The following is a 24856-nucleotide window of genomic DNA, read 5'->3' on the forward strand; positions in this document are numbered from 1 at the left end:
TATGTTGAGTTTTGCCATCACCGCCGCCGACGGCAGGGTCGAGCGCCTGCCGCTGGCCGTGACCCGGCTGGTCATTGCCGGCTGGACCGGCCGCGACAAGGCCAAGCTGCAGGAGCATATCGACGAGTTGCAGGCCCTGGGCGTGGCGCCGCCCGTCTCGACGCCGATCTACTACCCGCTGAGCGCGTCGCTGCTGACCCAGGACGACGCCATCCAGGTGCTGGGTGCGGGCTCGTCGGGCGAGGTGGAGGCGATGCTGATCGGCACGCCGCGCGGCATGCTGGTGACGCTCGCCAGCGACCACACCGACCGCGAGGCCGAGGCCTATTCGATCCAGATCTCGAAGCAGATGTGCCAGAAGCCGGTGGCACGCGCGGCCTGGTGGTTCGCCGACGTGGCCGAGCGCTGGGACTCGCTGACCCTGCAAAGCCGGCAGGACGGTGCGGTCTACCAGGATGGCGACTGCACCGCCATGCTGCCGCCGCTGGAGATCGTGCGCGGCGCCTGCGGCGCGGAGGAACTGCCGCCCGGCTGGGCCATGCCGCTCGGCACGCTGCCGGTCCATGGCGGCATTCGCGGCGGCGACCGGTTCGCGATGACGCTGGCCGACCCCAAGACCGGCCGTACCATCGAACACGCCTACCGCGTCGAGCGGCTGGAGATGGCGGGGTAGGGGGGCGCGCCTCCCATCCCCGTCATTGCGAGCCCGCAAGGCGGGCGCGGCAATCCAGGCCGGCCATTCTGCCAAGCGTCCATTCGCTGGATTGCTTTGTCGCCCCGGCACAAGGCCGGGCCTCCTCGCAATGACGCCCGGGAGTTGGCACTCTCCTGACAGCGGAAATACGGAAGGAACACCCCATGAAATTCGGCGGCATGGTCGCGACCAAGATCGACGACTGGCAGATTTTTCCCGAACTGGAGCGCCTCGGCTATGACCATGGCTGGGCGCCGGACAGCCAGATGATCTGGTCCGACAGCTATGCCACCCTGGCGCTGGCCGCGCACCACACCTCGCGCATCCGGCTCGGCACCGGCGTGGCGATCGCCGGCACGCGGCTCGCGCCGGTGACGGCGCACTCCATCGCCTCGATCAACAAGCTGGCGCCGGGGCGCACCTTTCTCGGCATCGGCACCGGGCACACGGCCATGCGGATCATGGGCCAGCGGCCGATGAAGGCCGCTGCCTTCCGCGAGTATCTGCGCGTGCTGCGCGCCCTGTTGCACGGGCAGGAGGTCGACTATGCCATGCCCGGCGGCGACGGCGAGGCCCGGCCGATCCGCTTCCTCGACCGCGAGTTGGAGAGCGTCAACACCGACCAGCCGGTGCCGGTCTACGTCGCCGCCAACGGGCCGAAGGCGCTGGCCGCCGCCGGCGCCTATGGCGATGGCCGCATCTGTGCCGGCAACGAGCCGCTGGGCGTGCTGGCCCGCAATCTGGAGCGGGTCGAGGCCGGTGCGGCGGAGGTCGGGCGGAGCCTGCCCGGGGACTTCCACACCGCCTCGCTCACCTTTGCCTGCGTGCTGAAGCCGGGCGAGACGCTGGCGAGCGAGCGGGTGATCGACGAGGTCGACGCCGCTGCCGTCTCCACCCTGCATTACTGGTACGAGCTGTATCAGGAATGGGGCCGGGACGATTTCGTCTCCGACCGGGTGCGCGGCACGTGGGAGGACTACAAGCGCTATGTCGAGACCACCATGCCGCCGGAGCGCCGCCACCAGATGCTGCACACCGGCCATTGCGCCTTCTGCCCGCCGGCCGAGCGCCGCTTCATCACGCCGGACCTGATCCGCGTCGCCGGCGGCCTGGTGGGCGAGCCGGACGAGATTGTCGAACGCCTCGGCCAGCTGGAGGCGGCGGGCCTGAAAGAGGTCACGCTGTTGCCGCCCGTGGCCCGCATGCGGTCGAACTTCCGGGACTTCGCCGAACAGGTCATGGCCCGCGTGCGCTGACGCTTGGCCCGGCCTTCTGGTGCGATGTTCCCCGGGCGAGGCGGAGCCGAGACCCGGGGCCGGTGTCCTCCTTCGAACACCGTTCCAGCCGGTGTTCGCCTGCCGCAACCGATCCCGGACGCCCGCTCCGCAGGCTCCGGGACACGGCGGTTGTCCGCCTCCGGTCGCCCGCCCATGACCATCTAGGCGCCCCAACGCTCCGTCTGGTAGGCTGACTTTCCAACGATCCAGAATCCCCAGGGAGCCCCCCCCATGCCCGTCGATCACCCCGCCTCCGCCGGCTGGCGCGACTTCCCCCGCTATCCCGACCCGGCGGTCGAGGTGCTGGACGAGCGTTTCGCCCCGATGCGCATTTTCTCCGCCGCGGTGGAGCGGCTTTACACCGGCTGCCGCTGGGCGGAGGGGCCCGTTTGGTTCGGCGACGGCCGCTACCTGCTCTGGAGCGACATCCCGAACCAGCGCATCCTGAAATGGGAGGAGGAGACCGGCCGGACCAGCGTCTACCGCAAGCCCTCCAACTGGGCGAACGGCAACACCCGCGATCGGCAGGGCCGGCTCGTCACCTGCGAGCACGGCCGGCGCGTGACGCGCACCGAATACGACGGCTCCATCACCGTTCTGGCCGACCGGTTCGAGGGCAAGCGCCTGAACTCGCCGAACGACGTGGTGGTGAAATCGGACGGCTCGATCTGGTTCACCGACCCCTATTTCGGCATCATGGGCCGCTATGAGGGCGAGAAGGCGGAAAGCGAGCTGACCTGGGCGGTCTACCGGCTGGAGCCCGACAGCGGCGCCATGACCGTGATCGCCGACGATATCGACGGCCCGAACGGCCTCTGCTTCTCGCCGGACGAGAGCGTTCTCTACGTGGTCGCCAGCCGCTCCATGCCGACGCGGACCATCCTGGCCTACGACATGGCGAGCGACGGCCGGAGCGTGCAAAAGGCGACCCGTCGCGTCCATATCGACGCCGGCCCCGGCGGCACGCCGGACGGCATGCGCTGCGATACGGAGGGCAATCTCTGGTGCGGCTGGGGCATGGGCTCGGCGGAATTGGACGGGGTGCGGGTGTTCGCGCCGGACGGCACCGCCATCGGCCATATCCACCTGCCGGAGCGCTGCGCCAATGTCTGTTTCGGCGGCGCCGAGCGCAACCGCCTGTTCATGGCGGCCAGCCAGTCCGTCTACGCCCTTTATGTGAATGCGCAGGGCGTCAAGGGCGGCTAGGTTGGCGCGGCGACACGCGCAGGCCCCCGTTGCGGGAGTCTGTTCGGGTCAGCCGCTCCGAATGCGAAGCGCCCGAACGCGGAGAGACGACCGATGCCGGACACCACCACGCCCCTGCCGAACCGCGGCTCCAACCAGGCCGACATTGCCCTGCTGGAGCAGTTGGAGCGCAAGGTCCTGTGGCTCTCGTCCTGGACGATCCACAACGCCAACCATGTGCGCGAAAGCCGGGACGGGCTGAAGGTCGGCGGGCATCAGGCGTCGTCGGCCAGCGTCTCGACCATGCTGACGGCGCTCTATTTCTCCGAACTGAACCCGGAGGACCGGGTGGCGGTGAAGCCGCACGCCTCGCCCGCCTATCACGCCATCCAGTACCTGATGGGCCGCCAGAGCCAGGAGCAGTTGCAGCGCTTCCGGGCGCTGGGGGGCGCGCAGTCCTACCCGTCGCGCACCAAGGACCGGGACGATGTCGACGTCTCCACCGGCTCGGTCGGTCTGGGCGCGGCCTTCACCAGCTTTGCCGCCCTGGTGCAGGACTATGTGCAGATGAAATGGCGCCCGGGCGAGCAGCCGGGGCGCATGATCTCCATCGTCGGCGATGCCGAACTGGACGAGGGCAATGTGTTCGAGGCCCTGCTGGAGGGCTGGAAGCACGACATCCGCAATGTCTGGTGGCTGATCGACTATAACCGGCAGTCGCTGGATGCGGTGGTGTCCGACAGGTTGTTCGGGCGCATCGACGGCCTGTTCCACGCCATGGGCTGGGACGTCATCACGCTCAAATACGGCCGCAAGCTCCAGGCCGCCTTCGCCGAGCCGGGCGGGGAGGCGCTGCGCGACTGGATCGACGATTGCCCGAACTCGCTCTATTCCGCCCTGGTCTACAAGGGCGGCGCGGCCTGGCGGGCGCAGGTGCTGCGCGATATCGGCGCCGTGCCGGGCATTCCCGACCTGCTGGCGAAGTACGACGACCCGGCGCTGGCCGACCTGATGACCAATCTGGCCGGCCAGGACATGGCGGCCATGGTCGAGGCGTTCCGGACCGTCGACTGGGACCGGCCCACCTGCTTCATCGCCTACACGATCAAGGGCAACAACCTGCCGTTTGCCGGCCACAAGGACAACCACGCCGGCATCATGAACACCGCGCAGATGGAGGCCTTCCGCAGCCAGATGCACGTGGCGGAAGGGCAGGAGTGGGAGAAGTTCGCCGGCATGGAGGACGACCGCCCGGCGCTCGAATCCTTCATCCGGGCCGCGCCTTTCCTGCGCGACCGGGGTGCGGCCCGGCGCCACGACGCGGCCAAGATCGAGTTGCCGGCGGCCCTGCCGGCGCCGAAGGCCGAGCGGATGTCGACCCAGGAGGGCTTCGGCCGCATTCTCTCGGACATCGCGCGCGTCGGCGGCCCGCTCGCCGACCGCATCGTCACCACCTCGCCGGACGTGACCGTCTCCACCAATCTGGGCGGCTGGGTGAACGCGCGGGGCATTTTCGCGCGCGAACCGCGCATCGACGTGTTTCGCGAGGAGCAGGTGGTCAGCGCCCAGCGCTGGTCCATGGACCCGAAGGGCCAGCACATCGAACTGGGCATTGCCGAGAACAACCTGTTCCTGATGCTGGCCGCCCTCGGCCTGTCCGGGCCGCTGTTCGGCGAGCGGTTGCTGCCCGTCGGCACGCTCTACGACCCGTTCATTATGCGCGGCCTGGATGCGATGAATTACGCGCTCTACATGGATGCGCGCTTCATGGTGGTGGCGACGCCGTCCGGCCTGACGCTGGCGCCGGAGGGCGGGGCGCACCAGTCGATCGAGACGCCCCTGATCGGCATGGGCCTGCCGAATCTCGCCTATTTCGAGCCGGCCTATGTGGACGAACTGGCGGCCATCATGCACTGGGGCTTCGACCACATGCAGGCGGACGACGACGGCGGCAGCGTCTATCTGCGCCTGTCGACCCGCAGCCTGGCCCAGCCGGACCGGCCGCTGGACGCGGCGGCGGTGGTGCAGGGCGGCTATTGGCTGCGCCGGCCCGCCGGCGATTGCGACCTGGCCCTGGTCGCCATGGGCGCGGTGCTGCCGGAGGCGCTGGAAGCCCTCGACCAGCTGGCGGAGGATGCGCCGGGCGCGGGCCTGCTGGTGGTGACCTCGCCCAGCCGCCTGCACCGCGACTGGCGCCGGCGCGGCCGCGATTCGTGGATTGCCCGCCTGCTCGGCGACCTGGATGAGGGGGCGGCGCTGGTCAGCCTCTGCGACGGCCATCCCGCCACGCTCTCCTGGCTCGGCAGCGTGCGGCAGCAGCCGTTGAAAGCGCTGGGGGTGGAGGCGTTCGGCCAGTCCGGCGACATCCCGGACCTCTACCGCACGCACGGTCTGGACGCCGAAGCCATCCTGGATGCGGTGGCGGCGGTGCTGACGGACCGGCTGCGATGATGCGGCCTACGCCTTCTTCCTTGCGCTGGGCCGCCGCCTGCGGTATTTGGCCCGCTTCCCCAATGCGGGCGTGGCGGAATTGGTAGACGCGCTGGATTTAGGTTCCAGTGGCCTTGGCCGTGGGGGTTCGAGTCCCTTCGCCCGCACCAGTTCCGTCGGCACACGCCATCATCTCCAGAGGTCTTTAAAGAGCAGCCCATGCAGGTTACCGAGACGCTAAACGAAGGTCTGAAGCGCGAGTTTGATTGCGTGATCGCCGCCGCGGAAATCAGCGAAAAGGTCGACGCCAAGCTTCAGGAAATCGCACCGACCATGCGGCTGCCGGGCTTCCGTCCGGGCAAGGTGCCGATGAAGGTGCTGCGCCAGCGCTTCGGCAAATCGGTCAGCGGTGAAGTGATCGACGAGGTGGTGCGGACCGGCATTCAGTCCACCATGGACGACCGCAATCTGCGCCCAGCCGAAGAACCGAAAATCGAGAACGTCGAATACGCCGACGGCGCCGATTTCAAATTCCGGTTGAAGGCCGAAGTCCTGCCCGAGATTGCGGCGATGGACTTCGCCACGCTCGAACTGGAAAAGCTGGAGCCGGAAATTCCCGACAGCGAGGTCGACGAGGCGTTGCAGCGCATGGCCGAAAGCCGTCGCGACCGGATCGACGTGACCGAAGCCCGGCCGGCGGCCGATGGCGACGTGGTGGTGATCGACTTCGTCGGCTCCGTCGATGGCGAGGAATTTCCCGGCGGTGCCGCCGACGGCTATGAACTGGCGCTCGGCAGCGGCCAGTTCATCCCCGGCTTCGAGGAACAGCTGGTCGGCCTGAATGTCGGCGACGAAAAGACCGTCACCGTGACCTTCCCGGAGGATTACGGCGCGGAGCATCTGGCCGGCAAGGAAGCGTCCTTCGCGGTGACCCTGAAAGGGCTGAAGGAGCTGGGTCCGGCCGAGGTGAACGAGGCCCTGGCCGAGAAATTCGGTGCGGAGAGCCTGGACGACCTGCGCCGGCAGATGCGCGAGACCATGGAGCGCGAATACGCCGAGGTCGGCCGCAACAAGCTGAAGCGGGAATTGTTCGACCTGCTGGACAAGGCGCACGTCTTCCCGCTGCCGGAAACGCTGGTGGATCTGGAATTCGACGGCATCTGGCGCGAGGTCGAGCAACAGCTTCAGGGCGACGAGGCCGAGGACGTGCGCGACGGCAAGAGCGACGACGAGTTGCGCGCCGAATACCGCACGGTCGCCGAGCGCCGCGTCCGTCTTGGCCTGCTGCTGTCCGAGGTCGGGCGGCAAAACAATATCGCGGTCAGCCCCCAGGATCTGCAAACCGCCGTGGCCCGCCAGGCGGCGCAGTATCCCGGCCAGGAAGAGATGGTGCAGAAATTCTACATGGAGAACCCGCAAATGCTGGGTCAGCTCCAGGCGCCGATCTTGGAAGACAAGGTGGTCGACTACATCTTAGAGTTGGCCAAGGTCGAGGTGCGGAAGCTGCCGCCGTCCGAACTGTTGGAAGCGGTGCAAGAGGCCGAGAAGGCCGACGATGCCGCCGCAGCAGAGGCGGCGGGCTGATCGCGAACCCTCGGCATCCGCAGATAGCGAAGGACTGGCGTTGCCATGCATGACGCGCGCGATACCACTATGAACATGCTCGTGCCGATGGTGGTGGAGACCACCAATCGCGGCGAGCGGGCGTATGACATCTACTCCCGCCTGCTGCGCGAGCGCATCATCTTCCTGACCGGCCCGGTGCATGACGGCGTTGCCAGCCTGGTCTGCGCCCAGTTGCTGTTCCTGGAAGCGGAAAATCCGAAGAAGGACATCTTCTTCTACATCAACTCGCCGGGCGGCGTGGTCTCCTCCGGCATGGCGATCTACGACACCATGCAGTATATCCGCTGCGACGTGTCGACGGTCTGCATCGGCCAGGCGGCCAGCATGGGCTCGCTGCTGCTGGCGGCGGGCGCGGCCGGTAAGCGCTACTGCCTGCCGAACGCCCGCGTCATGGTGCATCAGCCCTCCGGCGGCTTCCAGGGGCAGGCGTCGGATATCGAGATCCATGCGCGTGAGATCCTGGCCCTGCGCCAGCGCCTGAACGAGATCTATGTCCACCACACCGGGCAGGATCTCAAAACCATTGAAGATGCGCTGGAACGCGACCGTTTCATGACGGCGGAAGAAGCCAAGGCGTTCGGGATCGTCGACGAGGTGGTCGCCCAGCGGCCGGCGGCGGTGGAGACCGAATAGGCGCACTCGCTGTTTGAGTGCATTCTGATTTCGGCAAGATTTTTGCGCCAGCATAGTGGGCACGGCCGATCGCCGTGCCCATCATTGTGAGATGGGTTCGCAATCGGCCATTGTCGGCGCGGGCGAACCCTGGCAACATGCCCGGTGGCGTACGCGGACCAAGTGGAAAACAGATGAGCAAATCTGGCAACGGCGGCGATTCGAAAAACACCCTCTACTGCTCCTTCTGCGGGAAGAGCCAGCACGAAGTGCGCAAGCTGATCGCGGGGCCGACCGTCTTCATTTGCGATGAATGTGTCGAGCTCTGCATGGATATCATCCGCGAGGAGCACAAGAGCACCCTGGTCAAATCGCGCGACGGCGTGCCGACGCCGCAGGAAATCTGCAAGGTTTTGGACGATTACGTCATCGGTCAGGCCCATGCCAAGCGCGTGCTCTCCGTCGCCGTCCACAACCATTACAAGCGCCTCTCGCACGCCGGCAAGGCGAACGAGATCGAGATCGCCAAGTCCAACATCATGCTGATGGGCCCGACCGGCTGCGGCAAAACCCTGTTGGCGCAGACGCTGGCGCGGATTCTCGACGTGCCCTTCACCATGGCCGACGCGACCACGCTGACCGAGGCCGGCTATGTGGGCGAGGACGTGGAAAACATCATTCTGCGTCTGTTGCAGGCCGCCGACTACAATGTGGAGCGGGCGCAGCGCGGCATCGTCTATATCGACGAGGTCGACAAGATCAGCCGCAAGTCCGACAACCCCTCCATCACCCGGGATGTCTCGGGCGAGGGGGTGCAGCAGGCGCTGCTGAAGATCATGGAGGGCACGGTCGCCAGCGTGCCGCCCCAGGGCGGGCGCAAGCACCCGCAGCAGGAATTCCTGCAGGTGGACACCACCAACATCCTGTTCATCTGCGGCGGCGCCTTTGCCGGGCTGGACAAGATCATCTCGCAGCGCGGCCAGGGCATGGCCATCGGCTTCGGTGCCGACGTGCGCTCGCCGGACGACCGCAAGACCGGCGAGATCCTGCGCGAGGTGGAGCCGGAAGACCTGCTGAAATTCGGCCTGATTCCCGAATTCGTCGGCCGCGTCCCCGTGCTGGCGACGCTGGAGGATCTGGACGAGCCGGCGCTGGTCGAAATCCTCACCCAGCCGAAGAATGCGTTGCTGAAGCAGTATCAGCGCCTGTTCGACATGGAGGGCGTCGAGCTGAAATTCACCGACGACGCGCTCAGCGCCGTCGCCAAGCGGGCGATCGAGCGCAAGACCGGCGCGCGCGGGCTGCGCTCCATCCTGGAGGGTATCCTGCTGGACCCGATGTACGACCTGCCGACCATGGACGGCGTGTCGGAAGTCGTGGTCAACCGCGAGGTGGTCGAAGGCCGCGCCGCGCCCCTGTCGATTTACGCGGAAAAGAAGGCCGGCGCCGGCCCCGATCTGGCATCCTGATCTCGGGTCGGTGACGGTATTCCGCGATCCCGTGCGGCGACGCGGACCTTCGCCGGGTTTGGAAGGGGCGCTTGTATAGGCCCCTGTCCGATCTTATTTGACCGTTAACGTGGCCGCACATGTGATGTTGTTGTGGCCCATCATTAGAGGTGTTCGATGGGCGAAACTTTTCCTGTTCTCCCCTTGCGGGATATCGTTGTGTTCCCGCACATGATCGTGCCGTTGTTTGTCGGGCGCGATAAGTCCGTGCGTGCGTTGGAAGAGGTGATGAAGGACGACAAGCAGATCCTGCTCGTCGCCCAGAAAGACGCCGCCGATGATGATCCGGATCCCGCGGATATCTACACCGTCGGGACCATCGGCACCGTCCTGCAATTGCTGAAACTGCCGGACGGCACGGTGAAGGTGCTGGTCGAGGGCACGCGGCGCGTGTCGATCGCCCGCTACACCGAGCGCAGCGATTTCTTCGAGGCCGAGGCCGAACTGCTGGAAGGCACCGAGGCCACCGGATCGGAGGAGACGGCGCTGGCCCGCACCGTGGTCACGCAGTTCGAATCCTATGTGAAGCTGAACAAGAAGATCCCGCCCGAGGTGCTGGTCTCCATCAACCAGGTGGAGGACCCGGCGAAGCTGGCCGATACGGTCGCCGCTCACCTGTCGCTGAAAATCCCGCAAAAGCAGGAACTGCTCGAAACCCTGACGGTGCGCGAGCGGCTGGAGAAGGTCTTTGCCCATATGGAGGGCGAGATCGATGTGCTGGAAGTCGAAAAGCGCATCCGCAGCCGGGTCAAGCGCCAGATGGAGAAGACCCAGCGCGAGTACTATCTGAACGAGCAGATGAAAGCCATTCAGAAGGAACTCGGCGACGGCGAGGACGGCCGCGACGAGCTGGCGGAACTGGAAGAGCGGATCGAGAAGACCCGCCTCTCCAAGGAAGCCCGCGAAAAGGCGCAGGCGGAGATGAAGAAGCTCCGCAACATGTCGCCGATGTCGGCCGAGGCCACCGTGGTGCGCAACTATCTGGACTGGCTGCTGTCGATCCCGTGGAAGCAGCGCAGCCGGGTCAGCAAGGACCTGCGCCGGGCCGAGGAGATTCTCGACGCCGATCACTATGGCCTGGAAAAGGTCAAGGAGCGGATCATTGAGTATCTGGCGGTGCAGCAGCGCACCCGCGTGGTGAAGGGCCCGATTCTCTGCCTGGTCGGCCCGCCCGGCGTCGGCAAGACCTCGCTCGGCAAGTCGATCGCGCGGGCGACCGGACGCGAGTTCGTGCGTATGAGCCTGGGCGGCGTGCGGGACGAGGCCGAGATTCGCGGCCACCGGCGCACCTATATCGGCTCCATGCCCGGCAAGGTCATCCAGGGCATGAAGAAGGCCAAGAAGTCGAACCCGCTCTTCCTGCTGGACGAGATCGACAAGCTCGGCGCCGATTGGCGCGGCGATCCGTCGTCGGCCCTGCTAGAAGTGCTGGACCCGGCCCAGAACGGCACCTTCATGGACCACTATCTGGAGGTCGAGTACGACCTGTCGGACGTGATGTTCATCACCACGGCCAACTCGCTGCGCATGCCGCAGCCGCTGCTGGACCGGATGGAGATCATCCGCATCGCCGGCTACACCGAGGATGAAAAGGTCGAGATCGCCAAGCGCCACCTGCTGCCGAAGCAGCAGAAGGACCATGCCCTGAAGAAAGGGGAATGGGTGGTCGACGAAAGCGCGGTGCGCGACCTGATCCGCTATTACACCCGCGAGGCGGGCGTGCGGAATCTGGAACGCGAGCTGGCCAACCTGGCCCGCAAGTCGGTGAAGGAACTGGCGGTGTCCGACCGCAAGACCATCACCATCGACGCCGCGAATCTCGGCGACTTCGCCGGCGTGCGCAAATTCCGCTATGGCGAGATCGAGGCGGAGGACCAGGTCGGTGTCGTCACCGGTCTGGCCTGGACCGAGGTCGGCGGCGAGCTGTTGCAGGTCGAAGCCGTCACCATGCCGGGCAAGGGCAGTGTCGCCCACACCGGCAAGCTCGGCGACGTGATGCAGGAATCGGTGCAGGCGGCGCGCAGCTTCGTGCGCTCGCGGCTGTTGAAATACGGCATCATCCCGCCGGAGTTCGACAAGAGCGATATCCACGTCCACGTGCCCGAGGGCGCGACCCCCAAGGACGGCCCGTCGGCGGGTGTCGCCATGTGCACGGCGATCATCTCTGCGCTGTCGGGCATCCCTGTGCGCCGCAACGTCGCGATGACCGGGGAAATCACCCTGCGCGGCCGGGTGTTGCCCATTGGCGGCCTGAAGGAAAAGCTGCTGGCGGCGCTGCGGGGCGGTATCACCAAGGTCTTAATCCCGAAGGATAATGAAAAAGACCTGGCCGAGGTTCCGGACAACGTCAAGCAAGGCTTGGAAATCATCCCGGTCGAAACCGTCGATGAAGTCTTGGCCATTGCCCTGGTGGAACTTCCGACCGCCGTGGAATGGACGCCGGAGAGTTCGGCGACCGTGGTTCCGGGCAAGACCGGTTCGGAGCTGACGACGCACTGACGTAACGCTTCCTATCTTATCGAAAGAGCCTCGTCGCGAAAAAGTGGCGAGGCTTTTTCGTTATATGTGGAAAATCCCTTGGGAATCCGCCTTCTTTGATTGACCGAAGACGCCGCTAGCGTATCTTTGGCCCGGGTGTTGCCGACCCCGTCGTGCGGCACGGATTGCCCAGTTTCTGGGTGAATGGAGAATAGGGAGAATTCCTTTGAACAAAAACGATCTGGTGGCTGCCGTTGCCGAGGCGTCCGACATCACCCGTGCCGAAGCCGTCAAGGCCGTGGACGCGGTGTTCGATTCGATCACCGGCGCGCTGAAGGCGGGTGACGAGGTTCGCCTGGTTGGTTTCGGCACGTTTGCGGCCACCCAGCGCGCCGCCAGCACCGGCCGCAACCCGCGCACCGGTGCGCCGATTGAAATTGCCGCCTCCGTCCAGCCGAAATTCCGCGCTGGCAAGGGCCTGAAAGACGCCCTGAACGACTGACGCAGTCGGTTCGGGGAAGGGGTGCTGTGCGCGGTCGTTGACGACCGCGTCTGCCTTCCCAGGGACGGGCGGTTAGCTCAGTTGGTAGAGCGGCTGGTTTACACCCAGTAGGTCGGCAGTTCGAGCCTGTCACCGCCCACCATCGCATCATTCGAATCTGGCCGAGCCGGCGCCGCCACGCTTTCGGGCGCTGGTGCGGCAGCATTTCTGTGGGAATAGCGGCATGGCACACGGAATCTATGGCGATGCGCTGGCCGGTCGGGTGGCCCTGGTCACCGGATCGGGCAAGAATATCGGGCGCCAGATTGCGCTTTGCCTGGCTGAGGTCGGGGCGAATGTCGCCGTGAACGGCCTGAGCGACCGCGCGGCGGTCGACGCGGTCGTGGCGGAAATCAACGCCGCCCATGGCCAGGGCAGGGCGCGCGGCTATATGGCGGACGTGACCGACGGCGCGTCGGTGAAGGCCATGGTCGACGGCATTGCCGCCGATTTCGGCCGGCTGGACATCCTGGTCAGCAATCCCGCCATGCGCCGCCAGACCCCGTTTCCGGACATGACCTTCCAGGAATGGACCCAGGTGATCGACGTCGCCCTGAACGGCGCGTTCCACTGCGTCAGCGCGGTGGTGCCGCACATGATCGCCGGCGGAGAGGGCGGGCGCATCGTCACCATGTCCGGCGTATCCACCCGGCTCGGCACCAAGAACCGGGCGCATGTCTGCGCGGCCAAGGGTGGGCTGGAAGGCTTCACCCATGGCCTGGCGATGGACCTGGCCGAATACGGCATCACCGTCAACGCGGTCTCGCCCGGCGCCATCGACACGCAACGCGGCGCCGCGGCGGGCGCGCTGCCGGGCACGCTCGGCAATGAGAGCATTCCGCTGAAGCGGAAGGGGCTGCCGATGGAGGTGGCGGCCATGGTGCGGCATCTCTGCCTGCCGGATTCGGCCTATGTCACCGGTCAGGTGGTGCAGGTGAACGGCGGCGTCTACCTCGCCTGAAGAAAGTTTGGGAAAAGGCCGTTTTGGCCGTTGACGCCTGCGGGTGCAGCGGCTAGATACAGCCTCCTCAAACGCGGCGCGCCGGTCCACCGGCTGCGGACCGCGGCACCCTTTGCGGGGGTGTAGCTCAGTTGGTTAGAGCGCTGGCCTGTCACGCCAGAGGTCGCGGGTTCGAGCCCCGTCACTCCCGCCATTTCCCTCCCCATCGCTGCCAAAAAATCCGGCCCTCTGGGCCAATTTGCGCATGCGTGCGCGTTGCCTTTCGGTAGCGATTGGCCTAAACCATGAGCCGCCGGTTGTTCGGTTCGTGCCTCTGCTTTGGCGGTGCGGCACGGCGCAGGCAGTCGCGTCTTTTGGTGTTTCCATAGCCCGCAGGCGAGGGATCATGCCCGGCCTTGAGCCCCTTCTGGCAGAATATCTGCCGATTCTCATGTTTCTCGGCATCGCGCTCGGCGTCGCAACGGCGGCGGTGGTGGCGTCGATGTTGATCCGCCGTCAAAAGCCCGACCCGGAAAAGAACTCCGCCTACGAGTGCGGGTTCGAGCCGTTCGACGACGCGCGCGGCCGCTTCGACGTGCGCTTCTATCTGGTGGCGATCCTGTTCATCATTTTCGACCTGGAAGTGGCCTTCCTCTTCCCCTGGGCGGCCTCGCTTGGCGGGATCGGCATGATCGGCTTCTGGTCCATGGTGATTTTCCTCGGCATTCTCACCATCGGCTTCGTGTACGAATGGAAAAAGGGAGCGCTGGAATGGGAGTGATCGGCTCCGCTTCCGCCGCGCATGGCGGTGCCGTCGGCCCGGGCGCCCAGCAGGATGCGATCCTGCGCGGCGTCACCGACGAGTTGCAGGACAAGGGCTATGTCGTCGCCCAGATGGACAAGCTGGTGAACTGGGCGCGCTCCGGTTCGCTCTGGCCCATGACCTTCGGGCTCGCCTGCTGCGCGGTGGAGATGATGCACACCGGTGCGGCGCGCTATGACCTGGACCGGTTCGGCGTCGTTTTCCGCCCCAGCCCGCGCCAGTCGGACGTGATGATCGTCGCCGGCACGCTCACCAACAAAATGGCGCCGGCGCTGCGCAAGGTCTATGACCAGATGGCGGAGCCGCGCTGGGTGATTTCCATGGGGTCGTGCGCCAATGGCGGCGGCTATTACCATTACAGCTACAGCGTCGTGCGCGGCTGCGACCGCATCGTACCGGTCGACGTGTACGTTCCCGGCTGCCCGCCGACGGCGGAGGCATTGCTGTACGGCGTGCTGCTGTTGCAGAAAAAGATCAACCGGACCGGCACCATCAGCCGCTAGACCGCAGAGCCACGCCCTTATCGCCAGCCGTCCAGCCCAAGGATTGAACCGCTTGCAAGATCTAGCCGCCCATATCGAAGCCGGCTTGCCAGATGCCGTTTTGCGCACCGAGGTGCGGCGCGGGGAGTTGATCGTCTGGGTCAAGCGCGACTCGATCGTCCCCGCCGCCACCTATCTGCGCGACGACGCGCAGTGCGACTTCAAAATGCTGATCGAAATCACCGCGGTCGATTATCCGGCGCGCGATCAGCGGTTCGAGGTGGTCTACCTGTTCCTGTCGCATCGGCAGAATCACCGGGTGCGGGTGAAGATCGCCACCGACGAGGATACGCCGGTGCCGTCGATCGTCGGCGTCTATCCGGTCGCCAACTGGCTGGAGCGGGAAACCTACGACCTGTTCGGCGTGTTGTTTTCCGGCCATCCCGACCTGCGCCGCATCCTCACCGACTACGGGTTCGAGGGGCATCCGCTGCGCAAGGACTTCCCGCTGACCGGCCATGTGGAAGTGCGCTATGACGACGAGGCGAAGCGGGTGGTCTACCAGCCGGTGCGCCTGACCCAGGATTTCCGCACGTTCGACTTCCTCAGCCCGTGGGAAGGCCCGGAGCGGCTGCTGCCGGGCGACGAAAAGGCCGGCGAAGACGGCGAGGGGGCCGAGGGCTAGAGCCATGTCCGAGCAATTCATCCAGAACTACACCCTGAATTTCGGGCCGCAGCATCCGGCCGCGCACGGCGTGCTGCGCATGGTCATGGAGATGGACGGCGAGATCGTCGACCGCATCGACCCGCATATCGGCCTGTTGCATCGTGGCACCGAAAAGCTGATCGAGTACAAGACCTTCAACCAGGCGCTGCCCTATTTCGACCGGCTCGACTATGTCGCGCCGATGAACCAGGAGCACGCGTTCGCGCTGGCGGTGGAAAAGCTGGCGGGGATCGAGGTGCCGGAGCGCGGCCAGTATATCCGCGTGCTCTATTGCGAGATCGGCCGCATCCTGAACCATCTGCTGAACCTGACCGCGTTCGCCCTCGATGTCGGCGCGATGACGCCGTTCCTCTGGGGGTTCGAGGAGCGGGAAAAGCTGATGGAGTTCTACGAGCGCGCCTGTGGCGCCCGGCTCCACGCGGCGTATTTCCGGCCGGGCGGCGTGCATCAGGACATTCCGGCGGGCCTGACCGACGATATTCGCGCCTGGGCCGACCAGTTCCCGAAATTCGTCCACGACATGGAAGTCCTGCTGAACGAGAACCGCATCTTCAAGCAACGCACCGTCGATATCGGCCGGGCGACGCGGGAGGAGGCGATGGAATGGGGGTTCAGCGGCCCGATGCTGCGCGCCTCGGGCGTGCCGTGGGATCTGCGCAAGGCCGAGCCCTACGACGTCTATGACCGCATGGACTTCGACATTCCCATCGGCAAGAACGGCGATTGCTACGACCGCTATCTGGTGCGGGTCGAGGAAATGCGCCAGTCGTTGCGCATCATCTATCAGTGCCTGGACCAGATGCCGGAAGGCCCGGTCCTGACCACCGACGCCAAGTTCGGCCCGCCGCGCCGGGCTGAGATGAAGACGTCGATGGAAGCGCTGATCCACCACTTCAAGCTCTATACCGAAGGCTATCACGTGCCGGCGGGCGAGACCTATGTGGCGGTCGAGGCGCCGAAGGGCGAATTCGGCGTCTTCCTGGTGTCGGACGGCACCAACAAGCCCTATCGCTGCAAGATTCGCGCGCCCGGCTTCCCGCATTTGCAGGCGATGGACTATCTCTGCAAGGGGCACATGCTGGCGGACAGCGTTGCGGTGCTGGGCGCCATGGATATCGTGTTCGGGGAGATCGACCGGTGAGTCATTTCCATATCGCCGACGACGCCCAACAGCCGGCCAGCTTTGCCTACACGCCGGACTATCAGGCCAAGGTCGACAAAGAGATCGCCAAATACCCGCCCGGCAGGCAGCAAAGCGCCGTCATGGCCCTGCTCGACCTGGCGCAGCGCCAGCACGGCTGGGTGACGCGCGCGGCGGTGGCGCACATTGCCGGCCTGCTGGAGATGCCGGAAATCCGGGTGTGGGAGGTGGTGAGCTTCTACACCATGTACCGCACCACCCCCGGCGGCCGCGTCAACGTGCATGTCTGCACCACGACGCCCTGCTGGCTGCGCGGCTCGGACGAGGTGGTGGCCGCCTGCAAGAAGAAGCTGGGCATCGGCTTCGGCGAGGCGACCGAGGACGGCCAGTTCGCCCTGCACGAGGTGGAATGCCTCGGCGCCTGCGTGAACGCGCCGATCCTGCAGATCGACGACGACTATTACGAGGATATGGACGGTCCCAAGACCGAGGCCATCCTCGACGCTTTCCTGCGCGGCGAGACGCCGACCCCCGGCCCCCAGATCGAGCGCCAGACCTCGGCCCCGGTCGGCGGGCGGACCACCCTTCAGTCCGTGGACGGAGACGACTAGCCCATGCTGCGCGACGAAGACCGCATCTTCACCAATCTCTACGGCCAGCACGACTGGAAGCTGGCCGGCGCGCGCCAGCGGGGCGATTGGGACAACACGGCCGCGATCATCGCGCTCGGCCGGGACGAGATCGTCAACCGCATGAAGGCGTCCGGCCTGCGCGGCCGCGGCGGCGCCGGCTTCCCGACCGGCCTGAAATGGTCGTTCATGCCCAAGGACACCGGCGGCCGGCCCTCCTACCTGATCGTGAACGCGGACGAGGGCGAGCCCGGCACCTGCAAGGACCGGGACATCATGCGCCACGACCCGCACAAGCTGGTCGAAGGGTGCCTGATTGCCGGCGCGGCCATCGGCGCGACCGCGGCCTATATCTATGTTCGCGGCGAGTTCTATCGCGAGGCGCAACACCTGCAATTCGCCATCGACGAGGCCTACGAGGCCGGGCTGCTGGGCAAGAACGCGGCCAATAGCGGCTTTGATTTCGATGTCTATGTGCACCGCGGCGCCGGCGCCTATCTCTGCGGCGAGGAAACCGCGCTGATCGAGAGCCTGGAAGGCAAAAAGGGCCAGCCGCGGCTGAAGCCGCCGTTTCCGGCCGGCGCCGGCCTTTATGGCTGCCCGTCGACCGTGAACAATGTGGAGAGCATCGCGGTTTCGCCCACCATTCTGCGCCGCGGCGCCGAGTGGTTCGCGGGCCTCGGCCGCGAGAACAACACCGGCACCAAGCTTTTCTGCATTTCCGGCCATGTGAACAAGCCGTGCAATGTGGAGGAGGAGATGGGCATTCCGCTGCGCGAGCTGATCGAAAAGCATGCGGGCGGCGTGCGCGGCGGCTGGGACAATCTGCTGGCGGTGATCCCGGGCGGCTCGTCGACGCCGGTGCTGCCCAAGCACATTTGCGACGACGTGCTGATGGATTTCGACTCGCTGCGCGGCCAGCAGTCGGGCCTCGGCACGGCGGCGGTGATCGTCATGGACAAGTCCACCGACATCATCAAGGCGTTCGCGCGCCTGTCCTATTTCTACAAGCACGAGAGCTGCGGCCAGTGCACCCCCTGCCGCGAGGGTTTCGGCTGGGTGCATCGGGTGATGCAGCGCATGGTGACCGGCAACGCACGGGTCGAGGAAATCGACATGCTGTGGGAGGTCACCAAGGAAATCGAGGGCCACACCATCTGCGCCCATGGCGATGGCGGCTCCTGGCCGATCCAGGGCCTGATCCGGCATTTCCGGCCGGTGATGGAGGCCCGAATCGCCGAATATCACGGCAAAGCCGCGGCGGCTTGAGGAGAGTTTCGAGCAATGCCTAAGCTCAAGGTCGACGGGATCGAGGTCGAGGTGCCGCCCGGCAGCACGGTGCTGCAGGCGTGCGAGGAGGCCGGCAAGGAAATCCCGCGTTTCTGTTACCACCAGCGCCTGTCCATTGCCGGCAACTGCCGCATGTGCCTGGTCGAGGTGAAGCCCGGACCGCCGAAGCCGCAGGCCTCCTGCGCGCTGCCGGCGATGGACAACCAGGAAGTGTTCACCGACAGCGAAATGGTCGTGAAGGCCCGCAAGGGCGTCATGGAAATGCTGCTGATCAACCACCCGCTCGACTGCCCGATCTGCGACCAGGGCGGCGAGTGCGATCTGCAGGACCAGGCGCTGTATTACGGCATGGACCATTCGCGCTATGCCGAGAACAAGCGCGCGGTGACCGACAAATACATGGGCCCGCTGATCAAGACGATCATGACCCGCTGCATCCACTGCACCCGCTGCGTGCGCTTCGTGGACGAGGTGGCGGGCGTGCCGACCATCGGCGCGCTGGGCCGCGGCGGCGACATGGAAATCACCACGCTGGAACAGGCGGTTGCTTCCGAGCTTTCGGGCAATGTCATCGACCTCTGCCCGGTCGGCGCGCTGACCTCCAAGCCCTATTCCTTCCATGCCCGCCCCTGGGAGTTGACCAAGACCCAGAGCGTGGACGTGCACGACGCCATGGGCGCCGCCATCCGCATCGACTCGCGCTCCGGCGAGGTGCTGCGCGTGCTGCCGCGCCTGAACGAGGACGTGAACGAGGAATGGTTGGGCGACAAGTCGCGCTTCGCCTGTGACGGCCTGAAGCGCCAGCGCCTCGACCGCCCCTATGTGCGCAAGGACGGCAAGCTGCAGGCGGCGTCGTGGGCCGAAGCATTGCAGACCGTGGCGGCGAAGCTGAAAGCCACCGACCCGGCCAAGGTCGGCGCCATCGCGGGCGACCTCGCGGATTGCGAAAGCGTCTTCGCACTCAAAGGCTTGCTGGACGGTCTTGGCGCAACCTCCATGGATTGCCGCCAGGATGGCGCCGCCGTGGATGCGTCCTGCCGCGCCGGCTATATCCTGAACACCGGCCTGGCCGGGATCGACCAGGCCGATGCGCTGTTGCTGATCGGCACCAACCCGCGGGTCGAGGCGCCGGTCTGGAATGCCCGGATCCGCAAGGCCTGGCTGGACAATCGCCTGACGGTCGGCGTGATCGGAGAGAATGCCGATCTGACCTATGATTACAGCTATTTGGGCGCTGGCGCTCAGACCTTGCAGCAGGTGGCGGACGGCACCCATGCCTTCGCGCAGGTGCTGCGGGATGCGGAGCGGCCGCTGATCGTCATCGGCCAGGGCGCGCTCGCCCGGCCGGACGGCGCGGCGGTGCTGGCCGCGGCGCGGGCCGTGGCCGAGACCTATGCCGGCGGCCGCGATGGCTTCGGCATGCTGCACACGGCGGCGGGCCGGGTCGGCGCGCTCGACCTGGGCTTCGTGCCGGGCGAGGGCGGCCGCGACACGGCCGGCATTCTCGACGGTGTGGCCGGCGGCGAGATCGAACTGGTGTTCCTGCTGGGCGCGGACGAGATCGACGCCGCCAGGCTCGCCAACGCCTTCGTCGTCTACCAGGGCCATCACGGCGACCAGGGCGCCCATGCGGCGGACGTGATCCTGCCGGGCGCCGCCTATACCGAGAAGGACGCCACCTACGTCAACACGGAGGGCCGGCCGCAGCGGGGCTATCGCGCGATCTTCCCGCCGGGCGACGCGCGCGAGGACTGGGCCATCGTCCGGGCGCTGTCCGGTGCGCTGGGCGCGCCGCTGCCGTTCGACACGCTGGAGGCCTTGCGCGCGGCCATGGCCGAAGCGGTGCCGCATCTGGGCGCGGTCGACCGGGTGTCCGAGGCCGACTGGGGCGCCTTCGGTGCGGCGGGCGACATGAGCGACGCGCCGTTTGCCTCGCCGGTGCGAAGCTATTACCACACGAACCCGATTGCGCGCGCCTCCCAGACCATGGCGCGCTGCATCGAGGAATTGCAGCCCGCTGCGACAGAGGCGACCGGCACCGATGGATAACGCCATGGAACTCGGTTTTTGGGCCGGCTATGTCTGGCCCGGCATCATCATCGTCGCGCAGATCCTGGCCGTCGTGCTGGCGCTTCTGGGGGCGGTGGCCTATCTGACCCTGGCCGAGCGCAAGGTCATCGCGGCCATGCAATTGCGCAAGGGGCCGAACGTGGTCGGCGCCTTCGGTCTGCTGCAACCGATTGCCGACGGCCTGAAGCTGTTCGCCAAGGAAACCATCATTCCGACCGGCGCGAACCGGTTTCTGTTCATCGTCGCGCCGATCCTGACCTTCCTGCTGGCCGTGGTGGCCTGGGCCGTCATTCCCCTGGACAAGGGCTGGGTGATCGCGGACATCAATGTCGGCGTGCTCTACCTCTTCGCGATCTCGTCGCTGGGCGTCTATGGCATCATCATCGCCGGCTGGGCCTCGAACTCGCGCTATCCGTTCCTGGGCGCGTTGCGCTCGGCGGCGCAGATGGTCAGCTACGAGGTCTCGATCGGCTTCGTCATCATCACCGTGCTGCTGTGCGTCGGCTCGCTGAATCTGTCGAAGATCGTCGAGGCGCAACGGGGCCTGTGGTTCTGCGTGCCGCTGCTGCCGATGTTCATCATCTACTACATCTCGGCCCTGGCCGAGACCAACCGCGCCCCCTTCGACCTGCCGGAGGCCGAGGCGGAACTGGTATCCGGCTACAATGTCGAATACTCGGCCATGGCGTTCGCGTTGTTCTTCCTCGGCGAATACGCCAATATGATCCTGATGAGCGGCATGGGCACCATCCTGTTCCTGGGCGGGTGGTTGCCGATCATCGACGTGGCGCCCTTCAACTGGATCCCGGGCATTTTCTGGTTCCTGGCCAAGACCTGCGTGCTGCTGTTCGGCTTCCTCTGGGTGCGCGCCACCTTCCCGCGCTACCGCTACGACCAGTTGATGCGGCTCGGCTGGAAGGTGTTTCTGCCCTTCACCCTGTTCTGGGTGATCCTGACCGCGGGCGTTCTCGTCGCCTTCGGTTGGGTTCCGAACCCAGGCGTATAGGAGCGCTGCGCAAGATGAGCTTTTTCGACCGCACTGCTCGCGGCTTTCTGCTGTCCGAATTGATCGAGGGCATGGTCCTGACCTTTCGGTACATGTTCAAGCCCAAGGTCACGCTGAACTATCCCTATGAGAAAGGGCCGCTGTCGCCCCGGTTCCGCGGCGAGCACGCGCTGCGCCGCTACCCGAACGGCGAGGAGCGCTGCATCGCCTGCAAACTCTGCGAGGCGGTGTGCCCGGCCCAGGCCATCACCATCGAGGCCGAACCGCGCGACGACGGCTCGCGGCGGACCACGCGCTACGACATCGACATGACCAAGTGCATTTATTGCGGCTTCTGTCAGGAAGCGTGTCCGGTCGATGCCATTGTCGAGGGGCCGAATTTCGAGTTCGCGACCGAGACCCGCGAGGAGCTGATGTACGACAAGCAGAAGCTTCTGGACAACGGCGACCGGTGGGAGAGCGCCATCGCCCGCGCCCTCGAAGCCGACGCGCCGTATCGTTGAGGCCGGGGACGAAGAGAGACATTCCATGATCATCCCGGCTATTGCCTTCTATGTCTTCGCGGCGATCACCATCATCTCCGGATTGATGGTGGTGACGGCGCGCAATCCGGTGCACTCCGTGCTCTGGCTGATCCTCGCCTTCTTCAACGCCGCCGGCCTGTTCGTGCTGATGGGCGCGGAGTTCCTGGCGATGGTGCTGGTCATCGTCTATGTCGGCGCGGTGGCGGTGCTGTTCCTGTTCGTCGTCATGATGCTGAACGTGAACTTCCAGGGCCTGCGCCAGGGCGCCACCAACTACGCCATGATCGGCGGTCTGGTGGGCGTCATCCTGTTGCTGGAACTGGTGTTCCTGATCGGCTCGACGGCGGCGCTGCCGGAGGGGCTGGCGGGCTCGGTGCCGACGCCGGCGTTCGACGTGATGGACAACACCCACGCCCTCGGCCACGTGCTCTACACCGACTATTTCTACCTGTTCCAGGCGGCGGGTCTGGTGTTGCTGGTCGCGATGATCGGCGCGATCGTGCTGACCCACCGCCAGCGCGAAGGCGTGCGCAAGCAGCGGATCGTCAATCAGTTGGACCGCCACCCCCGCGATACGGTGGAAGTGGTCAAGGTCCAGACCGGTCAAGGCGTGTAGGGGAGAGAGACATGCTCGAGATCGGGCTCGCCCATTATCTGGTCGTGGCGGCCGTGCTGTTTGTGCTCGGCATCTTCGGCATATTCCTGAACCGACGGAACGTCATCGTCATCCTGATGTCGATCGAACTGATCCTGCTGGCGGTGAACATCAACTTCGTCGCCTTCTCCGCCCATCTGGGCGATCTGGCGGGCCAGGTGTTCGTGATGTTCATCCTCACCGTCGCCGCTGCGGAGGCCGCCATCGGGCTGGCGATCCTGGTGGTGTATTTCCGCAACCGCGGCTCCATCGCGGTCGACGACATCAACCTGATGAAGGGCTAAGATGTATTCGCTCGCAATCTTCCTGCCGCTGCTGGGCGCGATCATCGCCGGCTTTTTCGGCCGCGCCATCGGCGACAAGGCCTCGCAATGGGTCACCTGCGGCCTGGTGATCGCCTCGGCGGTGATCTCCGTGATCGCCTTCGTCGACATCGCGCTCGGCGGCAACAGCCACACCGCCGACCTGGCGACCTGGATCAGTTCCGGCACGCTGGAGGCGCACTGGGCGCTGCGCTTCGACACGCTCACCGCCGTCATGCTGGTGGTGGTGACCGTGGTCAGCGCCTGCGTGCATGTCTACTCCATCGGCTACATGCACCACGATCACAGCATTCCGCGGTTCATGGCCTATCTGTCGCTGTTCACCTTCTCCATGCTGATGCTGGTGACGAGCGACAACCTCCTGCAGCTGTTCTTCGGCTGGGAGGGCGTGGGCGTCTGCTCCTATCTGCTGATCGGCTTCTGGTATGACCGGCCCAGCGCCAACGCGGCGGCGATCAAGGCGTTCGTGGTCAACCGCGTCGGCGATTTCGGCTTCGCGCTCGGCATTGTCGGCTGCTACATGCTGTTCGACAGCATTTCGTTCGACACGATCTTCCACAACGCGCCGGAAATGGCGTCGCACACGCTCACCTTCATCGGCATCCAGTTCCCGGCGCTGGAAATCCTTTGCTTCCTGCTGTTCATCGGCGCCATGGGCAAGTCGGCCCAGCTCGGCCTGCACACCTGGCTGCCGGACGCGATGGAGGGCCCGACCCCGGTCAGCGCCCTGATCCACGCCGCCACCATGGTGACCGCCGGCGTGTTCCTGGTCGCGCGCATGTCGCCGGTCTTCGAGTACGCGCCGAACACGCTGGCCTTCGTCGCCTTCATCGGTGCGTCCACCGCGTTCTTCGCGGCGACCATCGGGCTGGTGCAGACCGATATCAAGCGGGTGATCGCCTATTCGACCTGTTCGCAGCTCGGCTACATGTTCTTCGCCTGCGGCGTCAGCGCCTATCCGGCGGCGATTTTCCACCTGATGACGCACGCCTTCTTCAAGGCGCTGCTGTTCCTTGGCGCCGGCAGCGTGATCCACGCCATGTCGGACGAGCAGGACATGCGCAAGATGGGCGGCATCTGGCGCTATATCAAAAAGACCTACATCCTGATGTGGATCGGCTCGCTGGCGCTGGCCGGGATTCCGTTCTTTGCCGGCTATTTCTCCAAGGACATGATCCTGGAGAGCGCGTTCGGCTCCGGCTCGACCGTCGGCGGGCTCGCCTATGTGCTGGGCGTGCTGGCGGCGTGCATGACCGCGTTCTATTCCTGGCGTCTGCTGTTCATGACCTTCCATGGCGAGCCGCAGGCGGACGAGAAGGTGATGGCGCACGTGCACGAGTCGCCGCCGGTCATGCTGGTGCCGCTCTACGTGCTGGCGGCGGGCGCGGTGTTCTCCGGCCTGTTGTTCGCGGGCATGATGGTCGGCGACGACTATCACGACTTCTGGGGTCACTCGATCCTGATCCTGGAACAGCATCCGGCCATGCACGCGGCGCACAGCGTGCCGCTCTGGGCCAAGCTGCTGCCGCTGGTGCTGTCGCTGTTCGGCGTCTGGCTGGCCTATGTGCTCTATATCCGCAACCGGGCGGCGCTGGCCGACCTGGCGGCGCATGCCAAGGGCCTGCACGCCTTCCTGCTGAACAAATGGTATTTCGACGAGTTGTACGATGCGGTGTTCGTCCGCTCGGCCCGTTGGATCGGCCGGCTGTTCTGGAAGGGCGGCGACGGTCGGATCATCGACGGATTTGGCCCGAACGGCATTGCCGCGCGGGTGATCGAGGCGGCGCGCGGCGCCAGCCGTCTGCAAAGCGGTTATGTCTACCACTACGCGTTTGCGATGCTGATCGGCGTGGTGCTGTTGCTGACCTGGTATTTCGGCCAAGCGGGAGCGTGAT

22 protein-coding genes and 3 tRNA genes are annotated in these 24856 nt (G+C 65.8%); all 25 read left to right on the forward strand.

Going from position 1 to position 24856, the window contains the following annotated elements:
• Nucleotide 1: 1 nt before the first annotated feature.
• The 25 genes from H6844_08325 to nuoL all read left to right on the forward strand — a co-directional run bounded on the left by H6844_08325 (nucleotide 2) and on the right by nuoL (nucleotide 24855).
• Nucleotides 2-673, forward strand: a complete 672-nt coding sequence (locus tag H6844_08325) for a DUF2848 family protein (GenBank protein MCB9929407.1) — start codon at nucleotides 2-4, stop codon at nucleotides 671-673.
• Between the two features lie 185 nt (nucleotides 674-858).
• Entirely contained in the window at nucleotides 859-1950 is a 1092-nt protein-coding gene (locus H6844_08330) for an LLM class flavin-dependent oxidoreductase (protein MCB9929408.1), read from the forward strand.
• 252 nt (nucleotides 1951-2202) lie between these two features.
• A complete protein-coding gene (locus tag H6844_08335; GenBank protein ID MCB9929409.1) occupies nucleotides 2203-3177 on the forward strand; it encodes an SMP-30/gluconolactonase/LRE family protein in 975 nt (324 codons plus the stop codon).
• A gap of 93 nt (nucleotides 3178-3270) precedes the next feature.
• Complete coding sequence (locus H6844_08340) at nucleotides 3271-5607, forward strand: transketolase (GenBank protein ID MCB9929410.1); 2337 nt, start codon at nucleotides 3271-3273, stop codon at nucleotides 5605-5607.
• 64 nt (nucleotides 5608-5671) lie between these two features.
• Nucleotides 5672-5756, forward strand: a tRNA-Leu gene (locus H6844_08345).
• A gap of 49 nt (nucleotides 5757-5805) precedes the next feature.
• Entirely contained in the window at nucleotides 5806-7170 is a 1365-nt protein-coding gene (locus H6844_08350; GenBank protein MCB9929411.1) for a trigger factor, read from the forward strand.
• A gap of 45 nt (nucleotides 7171-7215) precedes the next feature.
• Nucleotides 7216-7845: an ATP-dependent Clp endopeptidase proteolytic subunit ClpP gene (gene clpP, locus H6844_08355; protein ID MCB9929412.1), complete on the forward strand. Its 630-nt coding sequence runs from the start codon at nucleotides 7216-7218 to the stop codon at nucleotides 7843-7845.
• A gap of 173 nt (nucleotides 7846-8018) precedes the next feature.
• A complete protein-coding gene (gene clpX / locus H6844_08360) occupies nucleotides 8019-9293 on the forward strand; it encodes an ATP-dependent Clp protease ATP-binding subunit ClpX (GenBank protein MCB9929413.1) in 1275 nt (424 codons plus the stop codon).
• Between the two features lie 156 nt (nucleotides 9294-9449).
• Complete coding sequence (lon, locus tag H6844_08365) at nucleotides 9450-11831, forward strand: endopeptidase La (GenBank protein MCB9929414.1); 2382 nt, start codon at nucleotides 9450-9452, stop codon at nucleotides 11829-11831.
• A 205-nt stretch (nucleotides 11832-12036) separates the two neighbouring features.
• On the forward strand, nucleotides 12037-12312 hold the full coding sequence (locus H6844_08370) for an HU family DNA-binding protein (GenBank protein ID MCB9929415.1): 276 nt from the start codon (nucleotides 12037-12039) through the stop codon (nucleotides 12310-12312).
• Between the two features lie 66 nt (nucleotides 12313-12378).
• Nucleotides 12379-12454: transfer RNA gene (locus H6844_08375), tRNA-Val, on the forward strand.
• Nucleotides 12455-12535: 81 nt separating this feature from the next.
• Nucleotides 12536-13312, forward strand: a complete 777-nt coding sequence (locus tag H6844_08380; protein ID MCB9929416.1) for an SDR family oxidoreductase — start codon at nucleotides 12536-12538, stop codon at nucleotides 13310-13312.
• A gap of 116 nt (nucleotides 13313-13428) precedes the next feature.
• Nucleotides 13429-13505, forward strand: a tRNA-Asp gene (locus H6844_08385).
• A 192-nt stretch (nucleotides 13506-13697) separates the two neighbouring features.
• On the forward strand, nucleotides 13698-14072 hold the full coding sequence (locus H6844_08390) for an NADH-quinone oxidoreductase subunit A (protein ID MCB9929417.1): 375 nt from the start codon (nucleotides 13698-13700) through the stop codon (nucleotides 14070-14072).
• Nucleotides 14063-14617 carry an NADH-quinone oxidoreductase subunit B gene (locus H6844_08395; GenBank protein MCB9929418.1) on the forward strand — a complete coding sequence of 185 codons (555 nt, stop codon included), beginning with the start codon at nucleotides 14063-14065 and terminating at the stop codon, nucleotides 14615-14617. Before H6844_08390 ends, H6844_08395 begins: the two co-directional genes overlap by 10 nt.
• A gap of 43 nt (nucleotides 14618-14660) precedes the next feature.
• Nucleotides 14661-15281 (forward strand): NADH-quinone oxidoreductase subunit C, encoded by a 621-nt coding sequence (locus H6844_08400; GenBank protein ID MCB9929419.1) that lies wholly within the window; start codon nucleotides 14661-14663, stop codon nucleotides 15279-15281.
• A gap of 4 nt (nucleotides 15282-15285) precedes the next feature.
• Nucleotides 15286-16464: an NADH-quinone oxidoreductase subunit D gene (locus H6844_08405; protein ID MCB9929420.1), complete on the forward strand. Its 1179-nt coding sequence runs from the start codon at nucleotides 15286-15288 to the stop codon at nucleotides 16462-16464.
• An 11-nt stretch (nucleotides 16465-16475) separates the two neighbouring features.
• Entirely contained in the window at nucleotides 16476-17075 is a 600-nt protein-coding gene (nuoE, locus tag H6844_08410; protein MCB9929421.1) for an NADH-quinone oxidoreductase subunit NuoE, read from the forward strand.
• A gap of 3 nt (nucleotides 17076-17078) precedes the next feature.
• Complete coding sequence (nuoF, locus tag H6844_08415; GenBank protein MCB9929422.1) at nucleotides 17079-18362, forward strand: NADH-quinone oxidoreductase subunit NuoF; 1284 nt, start codon at nucleotides 17079-17081, stop codon at nucleotides 18360-18362.
• A gap of 15 nt (nucleotides 18363-18377) precedes the next feature.
• Nucleotides 18378-20432: an NADH-quinone oxidoreductase subunit G gene (locus tag H6844_08420; GenBank protein ID MCB9929423.1), complete on the forward strand. Its 2055-nt coding sequence runs from the start codon at nucleotides 18378-18380 to the stop codon at nucleotides 20430-20432.
• Nucleotides 20433-20436: 4 nt separating this feature from the next.
• Nucleotides 20437-21459 carry an NADH-quinone oxidoreductase subunit NuoH gene (gene nuoH, locus H6844_08425; GenBank protein MCB9929424.1) on the forward strand — a complete coding sequence of 341 codons (1023 nt, stop codon included), beginning with the start codon at nucleotides 20437-20439 and terminating at the stop codon, nucleotides 21457-21459.
• Between the two features lie 14 nt (nucleotides 21460-21473).
• Nucleotides 21474-21962 carry an NADH-quinone oxidoreductase subunit NuoI gene (gene nuoI / locus H6844_08430; protein ID MCB9929425.1) on the forward strand — a complete coding sequence of 163 codons (489 nt, stop codon included), beginning with the start codon at nucleotides 21474-21476 and terminating at the stop codon, nucleotides 21960-21962.
• 25 nt (nucleotides 21963-21987) lie between these two features.
• Nucleotides 21988-22599: an NADH-quinone oxidoreductase subunit J gene (locus H6844_08435; GenBank protein ID MCB9929426.1), complete on the forward strand. Its 612-nt coding sequence runs from the start codon at nucleotides 21988-21990 to the stop codon at nucleotides 22597-22599.
• An 11-nt stretch (nucleotides 22600-22610) separates the two neighbouring features.
• On the forward strand, nucleotides 22611-22922 hold the full coding sequence (gene nuoK, locus H6844_08440; GenBank protein ID MCB9929427.1) for an NADH-quinone oxidoreductase subunit NuoK: 312 nt from the start codon (nucleotides 22611-22613) through the stop codon (nucleotides 22920-22922).
• Between the two features lies 1 nt (nucleotide 22923).
• The gene (gene nuoL / locus H6844_08445; GenBank protein MCB9929428.1) at nucleotides 22924-24855 is read left to right on the forward strand and encodes an NADH-quinone oxidoreductase subunit L; all 1932 of its coding nucleotides are present in this window, start codon (nucleotides 22924-22926) and stop codon (nucleotides 24853-24855) included.
• The last annotated feature ends 1 nt before the right edge of the window (nucleotide 24856 follow it).

Source organism: Alphaproteobacteria bacterium, from assembly GCA_020638555.1.
In the GTDB taxonomy this organism is placed as follows: domain Bacteria; phylum Pseudomonadota; class Alphaproteobacteria; order Bin95; family Bin95; genus JACKII01.